This is a genomic window from Qipengyuania polymorpha (genome assembly GCF_019711435.1).
Lineage (GTDB): Bacteria > Pseudomonadota > Alphaproteobacteria > Sphingomonadales > Sphingomonadaceae > Qipengyuania > Qipengyuania polymorpha.
The window spans coordinates 93,078-103,813 of the sequence record NZ_JAIGNK010000005.1 but is presented as its reverse complement, the minus strand read 5'-3'; the positions used below and the strand labels follow the sequence as shown (position 1 = coordinate 103,813).

Genomic DNA, 10,736 nt, shown 5'->3' with positions numbered 1-10,736 from the left:
CGTGTGCTGGTGATGATATCGCTACCCGCACCGCCGCTGATAGACTGCGTGGTAGCAACGGTCGCATCGTCGTAATTATAAACGGTAATCCGGTCGTCGCCGTCACCGCCGTCGAACGTGTTGTTGCCGTAATAGTCGGTAAATGTGTCGTTGCCGCCTTCGCCGTAAAGGAAGTCGTCGCCAGCATCGCCATTGATGTTGTCCGACCCGGTGCCGCCATAGATGGTGTCGTTATCGTCACCGCCGCTCAGCGTGTCGTTGTTCGCCCCGCCATGCAGTTCGTCATCGCCCGCATCGCCCCAGAGCTGGTCGTTATCACCACCACCATAGATCGTGTCGTTGCCTTCGCCGCCATACAGCCGGTCGGTGCCGAGCCCGCCGTCCATCGTGTCGTTGCCGCCGATGCCATAGCCAGTGTTGTTGAGGTCGTTGCCGGTCCAGTTGTCTGCCCCGCCCGTGCCGCGCCAGACGACGAAATTGTCGACCAGATCGTCGACCGAGAAGCTGGTCACGCCGGTGAGGTAGATCAGCATGTCCTCTTCGGAGAACTGGCCGTCGTCATCGGCATCGACCCACAGTTCGACGCGGTTTTCGGCCGCGTTGTAGTTCCACGAGACGTCGACGAAGCCGTCGCCGACATATTCGGCCGGAAGCTGGACGCCCGAGTTTCCGCCTAGGCCCTGGAAGTCGAAATCCACCTCGTCCGCATTGAAGGCGAGCGGCAAGTTGCCGCTGATGTTGTTGAAGCTGGGCAGGTCGATGAGATCGCCGCCCGCGACCCCGGCACCTTCGAAATCGGTGATGGTGTCGATTGTGGAGGGCGAGCTTTCGGAACGCGGGATACCGAAACCGAAGACATAGGTGTCGTTGCCCGTGCCGCCCGTCATCGTGTCGCCGCCAAGGCCGCCTTCGAGCACGTCGTCGCCCGCGCCGCCGTTCAGCGTGTCGTCGCCCTCGCCAGCCGAAATCGTATCGTTGTCGTCGCCGCCCGAGAGGTTGTCGACACCGGTGCCGCCGATGATGGTGTCGTCGCCTGTCCCGCCGTCGATGGTGTTGTTGCCATTGCCGCCGTGGAGGTAATCGAGCCCGGCGCCGCCAGTGATCGTGTCGTCGCCTTCCTCGCCCCAGACGCGGTCGTTGCCCGTGCTGCCCGTGACCTGGTCGGCACCGTCGCCTGCGTAAAGGTCGATGCCGTAAGTGCTCATCTGGACGATGTCGTCATAGATGCCGAGTTCGATGACACCGGTTTCGATGCCGGTGATCGTCGTGCCGCTGCCGAAATCGACCGTGCCGCCCCCGTTCAGCACCGAGAGGTCTACATTGGCGGCCTGAACCAGCGCGCGCAGGTCGAGCAGGACCTCATCATACCCGGTGCCGCCGTCGATGGTGTCGCCAATGCCGCCATGGATGGTATCGTCGTCGGCGCCGCCGTCGAGCGAATCCGACCCTGTGCCGCCGTAGATCGTGTCGTCGCCGTCGCCGCCAGTGATGGTGTCGTCACCGCCCTCGCCGCGCAGCGTATCGTTGCCGCCGAGGCCCTCGATCGTCTCCGCATCTTCGGTTCCGGTGAAATTGTCGTTGCCTGCACCACCAGTGAAATCGGCCATTTTAGCGCCCCCGCTTGATATCTAAATCCGGCCAGATTGACCGATTTGTACAAGGCGAGCGAAAGCGCTGCGCAGATCGCGCATAAGTATACGTGTGCTACGAGTGGCCCACGCCCCCTGTGATTGCCCCTGAATAAAGTCTCGAAGAGCCTTTGGAATGTATGTTTCCGACACCCGGCAGACTTTTTCCACACTCTATCAGGACGCAGGCCCCATTTACTTCCACAGAAGCTGCCCCGGCCCAACCTTTACTAAATGCAGGAAATGACATCGAACCGCAACCTATAAGAAGTTAGGGCATGTCCACAGCGCTACAGCGCCTAGCGGGGTGGTGCGATGAGCACGGAACTTGCTGATTTCCTGACGCAGCTTCACGCCTCTCCCGAGGTCGGCCAACCCATGCCCGAAGGTGCCGACGAGCCCATCGCCCAGTTTTATCGCTACATTCATGCGCTGGGGGTGGAGCATTGCAATTTCGGCGGCTTCGAACTGGCACACGGACAGGGACAGGTGAACGAGTTCAACGGCTCGCTCCTTCCCGAACCGTTCCTCGAGGAGTTTACCGAGGAACTCGCACCCGACGATTACACGCTGCTCAAGGCCGGCGATCTCTCACCTGAAAATCCGACGACCGTGTTCAACATCGGCCTGCCTTTCCTGGACGAGATCGAAGCGTTCAATCCCGCGTCGCGCAGGGTACAGACCGAATGCGCCAGGCACGGCATCGAAGATGGCATCGCCATTATCGGACATGCGCCGATGGCGCCCGGATCGCAGCAGAGCCGCTTTTTTTGCTTCGTCTTCGCAGGCGACACGGGAGGGGCTGCGGTGGCGCGCGAAAAATTCGGCGAGTTGCAGGTCGCCGCTTTCGCATTGATGGGACGCATCCGGCCGTTGATGGACGCGACAGTCGAGGGCTTTTCCTACAACCTCACCGCGCGCGAGAAGGATGTCCTGGGCTGTCTTGCCGCCGGGCTGCAGCGACAGGAAATCGCCTTCCGCTACGGGATCGCGGTTCCGACTGTCGACATGCACCTTTCGGGGCTGCGCAAGAAGTTGCAGGCGCAAACGCTCGCGGAAGCGGTCGCCAAGGGATATCGCTACGGAATTCTCTGACGCAGTTTGCCGGCAAAACTTGCCGTCAGCTGCGGATTTTCCAGCCCGAGGCGAGGATACGGTAGACGACGAAGGCGAAGACGAGGTTGACCACGCCGAGCCCCACGGCGCTCTGGATAACTGCCGCATTGGTGTCGCCGATGTCGCTCTGCCCGAGGAAGCCGAAGCGAAAACCGCTGATCACGTAGAAGAACGGATTGAACCGGCTGATCATCTGGAACAGCGGGGCAAGGTTGTCGATGACGTAGAATGTGCCCGACAGCAGGCTGAGCGGGGCAATCACGAAATTGGTGACGGCCGCGTTGTGGTCGAACTTTTCCGCCCAGATGGAGGCGAGCAGCCCCATCAGCGCCAGCATCACCGCGCCCATCAGGCCGAACCACGCCACCGCCCACGGATGCGCGAGCGAGAGGTCCACGCCGGGATAGAACATCATTGCGAGCGCGACTGCACAGCCGACGGCGAGTGCGCGGGTCACGGCAGCCGCCACGATGCCGGTCATCAGTTCGCCGGTCGACAGCGGCGGCATCAGCAAGTCGATAATCGTGCCCTGTATCTTGCCCGAGAGCAGCGAGAAGCTCGAATTGGCAAAGGCGTTCTGCATCATGCCCATCACGATGAGCCCCGGCGCAACGAAAGTGGCGAAGTTCACCCCCAGCACCTCGCGCCCCTCGCGGCCCAGTGCGACGGTGAAAATCACGAGAAACAGCAGCGTGGTGACGGCAGGGGCCCAGATTGTCTGCGTCTGGACCTTGAGAAACCGCCGGACCTCCTTAATATAGAGGCTCCATAATCCCACGCGGTTGATGCCGGTAATCACAGGCTCTCCGCGTTTCGGGAAACTGCCCCTCCCCTTACCCGTATTATCGGTGAAAGAGGCATCATCGCTGCCGGTAGCAGGCGCGGGAGCGGGTTGGACTTGATCGGCCATGGGCGTGCGCCTAGGGCCAAGCACTTCCGCTGGCAAGACAGCCAATGGCGGAGACACGAAGGATATTTGATTCGCATGAGCTGGACCGACGAACGGATCGCGACGCTGAAGAAGATGTGGGAAGGCGGCTCGACCGCCAGCCAGATTGCCGAGGAACTGGGCGGCGTCAGCCGTAACGCGGTCATCGGCAAGGCCCACCGCCTTGGCCTCAAGTCGCGCCCCTCGCCCGTGAAGGCGGCGGAGAAGAAGAAAGCGGCTCCCAAGCCCAAGCCTGCCGCGCCGAAACCGGCTCCGAAGAAGGTCGCACCGCGCGCGGCCGCACCGGCTCCGGCACCTGCGCCCGCGCAACCGGCTGCCAAGCCTGCGATGAAGCCCGATGCGGCCATCCCGTCGCAGCCGCTTCCGGACAAGCGCCCCGACCTGCCGAAAATCGTCTCGGTCGGCCCCGGCGGCTTTCTGCGGCAGGGTCCCGGCGACCAGCAGCCGCCGATCCCGCCCGCGCCTCCGCGCCGTCTCGTGCCGGCCAAGCCCGACCCGTCGATTGCCGACAAGACCAGCCTGCTCGATTTGTCGGACAAGGTCTGCCGCTGGCCGATGGGGCACCCGGGCGAACCCGATTTCCATTTCTGCGGCGAAGCGGTGAACCCCGGCTTCCCCTATTGCGTCGAACATTGCGGACGGGCTTATCAGGCACAGCTGCCGCGCGGTGCGCGCCGCCCCCCTCCGCCCCTGCCGTTCGGCGGTCCGCGCGTGCGCTGAGGCGCCCGGCTAGCCATTCCGGATATTCAGGAAAGCCCGTCCGCTTCTCCCAAGGGAGCGGGCGGGCTTTCTGGTTCAGGGCATGAATATTTACTGTTCGGTCGCCATTCCTTAACGCGGCCAAGCTTTGGGAATCATGGGGCTTCCCAATATTTCTTATATCGCTGGTTACCAAATCGGTTGACCAGCTTGTCATGCCTTAATGCCAAACAGGGGGCACCAGGGACCGGCACGTTTTTTGCCATGGCAATGGGGCGAAAGATGGATTGGACAAGCGCCACGCTTGGCGCCTTCTTTGCGAGCGCGTTTATCTTCGGCGGCACCGCTGCGGCGCTGTTCCCGATCATACGCCAGCAATTCCTCCTCTGGATTGTCGTCCGCGTCTGCGCGCTGGCGGTAATGGTCTGGGCGCTTTCACCGCTGCTGCCCAACCTGTTGGGATTGGGCGATGCCGAGCGTCTGCTGGCCGGTGCGATAGCCACTGACATCAGCCTTGCCGTCTGCGGCCCCCTGCTCGCCACCTATATCGAGCGCCGTGTCGTCGTGCGTCAGGCACGCCGCCTCTTGCGCATGATGCTGCCGGTGAGCCTTATTCCGATCGCATTGCTTCCCGCCGTCGTCTTCGCGGGCAAGCTCGATTGGTTGCACGATATGGTCCTGCTGGGCTTTGCCTGCATGCTGGCCTGGGGACTTGCCGAAGCCATCAGGAAAGGCAGCCGTGCGGCGCTTTTCCAGGCAATTGCATGGGCGCCCGCACTCGGGGTGGGTTTCGCGGCTCTGCTGCACGAGCTTATCGTCGGCGGGATGCTGCCCTATTACCTCACCGCCATGGTTGCTGCCGTCATGCTGGAATTCGTGGTGACTGCTATGGGTGTGTCCGACGGCTTCATGCGCATTCGCGACGAGCGCGACCGTGCGCTGGCAGACATGCGCGCGGCCAAGCTGGCTACTGCGCTCGACCCGCTCACCAACATCGCCAACCGCCGCGGGCTGGAACAGCATTTCAACAGCAGCGTGAACAGGCGCCCGGATGGCATCGCCATCGTCGATTGCGACCATTTCAAGCAAATCAACGACCGCTTCGGCCACGATGTCGGCGACAAGGTTCTCGTGGCAGCTGCCAAGGGCTTGCAGGGCGACGACTTGTTCGTCGCGCGCCTCGGCGGGGAGGAATTCGTGCTGCTGGTTTATGCCGACAACTGGCAAAACGTGGCAGAGACCGCACGGCGTCGCCTGACGATCGCCATCCGCGACGCTGTTTCCGACCTGCCCTATCCGGTGACCGCCAGCGCAGGGCTTTCGGCCATGCAACCCGAAGACACGCTCCAAGCGGCCATGAAGCGGGCCGACCGCGCGCTTTATGCGGCCAAGGAAAGCGGACGGAACCGCAGCCTCACGCTGAGCGAATTCCGGCCTTCCGCGTCTCTCAGCGAAGTCGCGGCCAGCTGACCGTCAGCCCTTGCGGGCAAACCAGATGGTGTGCTGCGGGCCCTTGTTGTTGGGGCGGGCACGAACCCTGCGCTCTTCGACCTCGAAACCGGCATCCTTAAGCCTCTGGCGAAACTTGTGGTCGGGTGCGGCGGACCATACCGCCAGCACGCCGCCGGGATTGAGCGCATCGCGCGCCTTGCCGAGGCCGGTGCGCGAATAGAGCCGCTCGTTGCCGTCGCGCACGATGCCGTCGGGTCCGTTGTCGACATCGAGCAGGATGGCATCCCACTTGGCGCAGGTGCCGTCATTGGCATCGTCGATCAGCGCCGCCACATCGCACAGCACCACCTCGCCGCGCGGGTCTTTGAGCGTATCACCGGTCAGGTGCGACAGCGGCCCCTCGGCCCATTCGAGGATTTCGGGCACGACTTCGGCGACCACCACCTCGCCCTTGGCCCCGCATTTCTCCAGCGCCTTGCGAAAGGTGAAGCCCATTCCGTAGCCGCCGATGAGAACGCGCGGCGAGCTGGTGCGCAATTCTGCCAGGGTCAGTTCGGCAAGCTGTTCCTCGCTGAACTGCATGCGGGTGCCCATCAGCTCGTTGCGGCCGAGCATGATGATGAAATCCCGCCCGTGGCTGACCAGCGTCAGCGTGTCGCCTCCGGGTATCTGGGCTGTGGCTATTTCTTCGCGCGGTAACATGCGCCGCTCCCTAGGCGCTGCGGCAGCAATGGGAAAGCGCTTTGCGTGTCACTCGGGCAGCAGGAATACGACATAGCCGAGAAACTCGGGGTCGTCGGAGAGCGATGCCGGTGCCTGCCATTCGCCGCCTTCGACGAGGCCCACGCGGTAGGGCAGCGGCAGGCGTTCGAGCGAGGGCAGATAGGCTTCGTAGCCGGGAACGGTGATCCGCCCCTGATAGGTCTGCACTACGATTTCGTCGAGCACGCCGGAGAGGGCGGCAAGGTCGGCATCGGCTGCGCCATTGGTCCAGTCCATCAGGCCGGTCGCCGAGAGCTTGAGGTCGTCGGGCATCCGGCGGCGAAGGTCTTTCAGAAAACTGGCATAGGTCCCGAGCTTCAGCGTGGCGGAATCGAAATCGACCTGGATGCCGACAACGGGATTGCCCGCCGCCTGCCACCGCGTGACCTGCGCGAACAACTGCGTGTAGGCCGCTTCGCCCCAATCCAGCCGGTCTGCGCGAACCACCAGCCAGAGGTCCGGCCCCGGATTTTGCGGCACGGCGCGACGGAGCGGGAGAATATTCTCGGGGTCGTTGCGCCTTACCTCGCCCCAGTGGAGATAGACGCTCTTGGCCTCGGAGAGATAATCGGGCGGCTTCACGCCGCTCCACAGGAAAAAATCGGCATAGTCCTGCGGGTCGACCGGTCGCGGCTCGGGCGCGGGCGAGGAGCAGGCTGCCACCAGCAAGGCGAGCGCCATCGAGAGCCGCGCCTTCATCCGCCTACCAGTAATACTTGGCCTCCTTCGCCCAGCGGGTGTCACCGAACTCGCCCTTCAGGCGCCGGAACCATGCTCCCCGCTTGGCCTCGGGCACCTGCTCCCCACCGCAAGTCGAATATTTGGACGGCGCGTAGCAATGGATGGCGCGGTACAGCGCGTAGGCCTTGGCATCGCGCGGAACGCCGGGTTCGGCGATGATTGCGTCATAGATGGCGCTGCGCGGAACAGGCTTGCCCGGATAGTCGGCGTAGCTGCCGAGTGTGCCTTCGGCCTGCTCGTAGTCGAGGTAGTGGTCGTCGAAGCCGTTGAGCCGGTAGAACTCCGCGAGGCACAGGCGACCCTGCACGTCTCTGGCGCTGCGCGAAAGCCGCCCCAATGTCTCGCGCAAGGCGGGGCAGGCGTAGGCTTGCGAGAACTTGCCGGAGGTGAACAGGCCGACCGGGGTCAGGGGCTCATATGTCTTTTCGTCATAGTGATTTGTGGGCGCCCCCTTTCTCACCAGGCCCAGATCGCGCAAGGCCGATGCGTATTGGCCATGCGACAGTTCGCGGTAGAGCAGGACATAGGCCGCAAGGTCGCGCTCTTCCCCGCTCTGTGCGGTCTTGCTCGCCACCTGCCGAAGCAGTTGCGGCCCGGCGGAATACTCCAGCAGCCGCTCCCTGATCCGCGCATCGCGGATGGGGGAATTGGCGGCGAAGGCTTTCTCGACCTGCCCCGCGCGCTCCCACGCAAGCGCCAGCCCCAGTTCTGCAGTCGGGCGCTGGTATGCCGTGCCGGCCCCGACGAGCAGTTCCTGCCAGAAGCCTGCTTCGTTGCGGTCACCCAGTTTCGCCAGCGCCATCCCGCGCAGCGCCTGCCGGCTGAATTGCAGCGGCGTGTAGGACTTGCGCCGGGCATCGTCGGGCACAAGCTGGAGCACGCGCCGATAATCCTTCGCCACGTAATAGGCGTGGTTCGCCTTCAGGAAGCTGTAGAGGTCCGGCCGCTCCGCAAATGCGCTCGCCTGTGCCTCAAGGTCTTTCGCGCTCAGCAGCTTGCCACCATAGCGCGAATAGGCGCCCAAAGCATCGCCGCCGTCTTCGCTCCTACGCATCCGCAGCAGGTCGTGCGCAGCGAGCAGGAGGGGGCCGTGCATGGCCTTGGCGACATCGCTGCGCAGGAGGAACTTGTTGTCGATCTCCTCGAGCAGTTCGCGTGCTGGAACGCTGTGAGGGTCGACGCTTGCGAGCAGGCGGGCGTAGTGCTCACCCTGACGCGAGGCCTCGCCGCCTAGCCAGGTCGCGCGGCGTAGGAGGCCCCGGGCCGAATTCGCAAAACGGCCCGAAGGATAGGCCTTGAGGTAATCGGCCAGCGCCGAGCGAGCCAGCGACGCGGCTTGCAGGTCGGTCTTGTCGGCATCGAAATAGCCCCATTCGTTGACCGCGCTGTCATTCGCCATTGCCAGCGCGGTGCGGGCGACCATGTAATACGCCGCTTCGCGCACCCACGCGTCCTTTGCTTTCTTCAGCGCGGAGAACTTCGCTGCGGCCGTGCGCCAGTCCGAGGCATAGAAGGCGGAAGCGCCGATTATATAGGTCCCGAACTCCCCGGCTGCGGGGGAGATATAATTGCGCTGCACGGTCAGCCTGTCGAGTTCGCGCGTGGAGAGGTCGCCCTCACATTGCGAGACCAGCGCCACGCGTCCTTCGGCCAGCTTGAGCCGGTCCATCGGCCCTACCCGCCCGTTGCGCGTCACCGCCGCCATGAACACCTCGCCGCCCCCTTTCACACTCTGGCAGCGGGTGCCGTAGAATTGCGGGTATCCCGGCCTCGGGCTTGCGGGAAAGAGCGCATCGGCGAGCATTTGCCACTCGAAGAACGTGTTCCCGTATTCCTGGAACTCCCAGCCCCTTTGCAGCGGCGGCGCATCCGGTCTGGGCGAAGCGCTTTCGCGCATCAGAAGCAGCAGATTGACCCGCGTGTCGTTGCCGGGAGAAATGACCACGGTGCTCGCACAGTCCGTGTCAGGCGATTCCAGCGACCAGCTCGCGCCGCAGCTGTATCCGCCGCTGGCCTGCGCGGTGGCAGGCCAGAGCACCGCAGCGAACAGCACCATCGCCAAAGCCCTCAAACCGCGCATCGCCTTGCTCCCCTGCAGTGCCTTTGAGGAAAACAATTTCACGCCGTGCCTGAATATTCAATGGCCGTGCAGCCGATTTCAGGCGGTGACTTCGAGCACCATGTTGGTCGGCGTTTCCGAGGCGCGGCGGACGTTCGAAAAGCCCGCCTCGTTCAGCACTTCGGTGAGCCGCTTCTGGCCTGCCTGCGCGCCGAGCCCGAGGCCGACCTCCTGCGCAAGGCTGGCAGGCGTGCACATGAGGGTGGAGCCGGCATAGAAGATCTGGCCAAGCGCATGCATGTTTTCCGCCATGCTGTCGCCCGCCATCGGTTCGACCAGCATCAGCGTGCCGTCCTCCTTCAGCGTCTCCCGGATATGTCTGGCCGCGCCGACCGGATCGCCCATATCGTGCAAGGCATCGAAGATGCAGGCGAAGTCGAAATCACTGCCCTTGTAATCCTGTGCACGGGCGACATCGAACTTCACATTCTCGACGCCTGCATCCTTTGCCTGCTGGCGGGCTGCCTCGATCGAGGCTTCGTGGAAGTCGATGCCGTAGACAGTACAATTGGGATAGGCCTTGGCCATGAGGATGCTCGACGAGCCATGGCCGCAGCCGATGTCGACGATGCTCGCACCGTCCTTCAGCTTCTGCTCGACACCATCAAGAGAAGGGATCCATTCGTCGACCAGGTTCGCGACGTACCCTGGGCGGAAGAAGCGGTCGATGCCGCTGAAACAGCATGGCAGGTGCTGATCCCAGCCGCGTCCCTCCCCCGTCTTGAAAGTCTCGACGGCCTTCTCGTGCGCAGCGTATTGCGCGACCAGCAGTTCGATGAAGCCCTGCATGCAGGCGGGCTGCCCCTCGCGCCCCATGATGAGCGCCTGCTCGGGCGTGACTTCGAAAGTCTCGTCCTCTTCGTGGAAGGTGATGTATCCCGCGGCGCAGACAGAGCCGAGCCATTGATGGAGATATTTCGGATTGAGACCGGTCAGCGCCGCCGCCTTGTCCAGCGAGACGCGCCCCTGCCCATCGAGTTTGTCGAAGACTCCGGCCTGGTCGCCCATATAGGCCATGAACAGGCTCATTGCGCCTGCCACGTCGCCGATCACCTTGCCGGCGAGTTCTTCAACCCTGTTCATGTCAATCTGCTGGACCATTTCGCTCTCCCTCGTGCTGGACAAGCGACCCGGGCGACCGGTTTATGGTGTGCTCCGCGACTCGGCCCTTCGAAGGCTCTCCTGCGGTGGAGCAAGGCTCTAGCACAGTTTCACTCGCGCACGAAAAAGGGGCCGCAGGCGAACCCGCGGCCCCTCTTCATGTCTCGGG

General features: G+C 63.5%; 9 protein-coding genes. 3 read left to right on the top strand and 6 right to left on the bottom strand.

Features of this window, described 5'->3' with window-relative positions; all coding sequences use genetic code 11:
* Window positions 1-1,607 (bottom strand): calcium-binding protein (locus tag K3152_RS14330; RefSeq protein ID WP_282098383.1); only part of this gene is annotated, 1,607 nt, incomplete at its 3' end.
* 336 nt (window positions 1,608-1,943) lie between these two features.
* Between K3152_RS14330 and K3152_RS13800 the strand changes: the two genes are divergently transcribed.
* Complete coding sequence (locus tag K3152_RS13800; RefSeq protein ID WP_221574708.1) at window positions 1,944-2,723, top strand: helix-turn-helix transcriptional regulator; 780 nt, start codon at window positions 1,944-1,946, stop codon at window positions 2,721-2,723.
* A 25-nt stretch (window positions 2,724-2,748) separates the two neighbouring features.
* On the opposite strand, the gene K3152_RS13795 is transcribed toward K3152_RS13800, so the two are convergent.
* Window positions 2,749-3,654 (bottom strand): ABC transporter permease, encoded by a 906-nt coding sequence (locus tag K3152_RS13795; protein ID WP_247713451.1) that lies wholly within the window; start codon window positions 3,652-3,654, stop codon window positions 2,749-2,751.
* A gap of 75 nt (window positions 3,655-3,729) precedes the next feature.
* Here K3152_RS13795 and K3152_RS13790 point away from each other — a divergent pair, with 75 nt between their 5' ends.
* Together K3152_RS13790 and K3152_RS13785 are read left to right on the top strand one after the other, a co-directional pair.
* A complete protein-coding gene (locus K3152_RS13790; RefSeq protein WP_221574707.1) occupies window positions 3,730-4,413 on the top strand; it encodes a GcrA family cell cycle regulator in 684 nt (227 codons plus the stop codon).
* Between the two features lie 261 nt (window positions 4,414-4,674).
* The gene (locus K3152_RS13785) at window positions 4,675-5,862 is read left to right on the top strand and encodes a GGDEF domain-containing protein (RefSeq protein WP_221574706.1); all 1,188 of its coding nucleotides are present in this window, start codon (window positions 4,675-4,677) and stop codon (window positions 5,860-5,862) included.
* 3 nt (window positions 5,863-5,865) lie between these two features.
* Here K3152_RS13785 and K3152_RS13780 read toward each other — a convergent pair whose 3' ends face one another.
* The 4 genes from K3152_RS13780 to K3152_RS13765 form a co-directional block, all read right to left on the bottom strand.
* A complete protein-coding gene (locus tag K3152_RS13780) occupies window positions 5,866-6,546 on the bottom strand; it encodes a polyamine aminopropyltransferase (protein ID WP_221574705.1) in 681 nt (226 codons plus the stop codon).
* A gap of 48 nt (window positions 6,547-6,594) precedes the next feature.
* The gene (locus K3152_RS13775; protein WP_247713450.1) at window positions 6,595-7,305 is read right to left on the bottom strand and encodes a DUF3142 domain-containing protein; all 711 of its coding nucleotides are present in this window, start codon (window positions 7,303-7,305) and stop codon (window positions 6,595-6,597) included.
* 4 nt (window positions 7,306-7,309) lie between these two features.
* Complete coding sequence (locus tag K3152_RS13770; protein WP_221574704.1) at window positions 7,310-9,427, bottom strand: PA5441 family protein; 2,118 nt, start codon at window positions 9,425-9,427, stop codon at window positions 7,310-7,312.
* Window positions 9,428-9,505: 78 nt separating this feature from the next.
* Window positions 9,506-10,567 (bottom strand): class I SAM-dependent methyltransferase, encoded by a 1,062-nt coding sequence (locus tag K3152_RS13765; protein ID WP_221574703.1) that lies wholly within the window; start codon window positions 10,565-10,567, stop codon window positions 9,506-9,508.
* Window positions 10,568-10,736 lie beyond the last annotated feature (169 nt).

Bases quoted from the DNA above. Each gene is read 5' to 3' on its own strand.
- K3152_RS13795 (WP_247713451.1), bottom strand. From the start codon at position 3,654: ATGGCCGATCAAGTCCAACCCGCTCCCGCGCCTGCTACCGGCAGCGAT.
- K3152_RS13785 (WP_221574706.1), top strand. From the start codon at position 4,675: ATGGATTGGACAAGCGCCACGCTTGGCGCCTTCTTTGCGAGCGCGTTT.
- K3152_RS13765 (WP_221574703.1), bottom strand. From the start codon at position 10,567: ATGGTCCAGCAGATTGACATGAACAGGGTTGAAGAACTCGCCGGCAAG.
- K3152_RS13770 (WP_221574704.1), bottom strand. From the start codon at position 9,427: ATGCGCGGTTTGAGGGCTTTGGCGATGGTGCTGTTCGCTGCGGTGCTC.
- K3152_RS13790 (WP_221574707.1), top strand. From the start codon at position 3,730: ATGAGCTGGACCGACGAACGGATCGCGACGCTGAAGAAGATGTGGGAA.
- K3152_RS13775 (WP_247713450.1), bottom strand. From the start codon at position 7,305: ATGAAGGCGCGGCTCTCGATGGCGCTCGCCTTGCTGGTGGCAGCCTGC.
- K3152_RS13800 (WP_221574708.1), top strand. From the start codon at position 1,944: ATGAGCACGGAACTTGCTGATTTCCTGACGCAGCTTCACGCCTCTCCC.
- K3152_RS13780 (WP_221574705.1), bottom strand. From the start codon at position 6,546: ATGTTACCGCGCGAAGAAATAGCCACAGCCCAGATACCCGGAGGCGAC.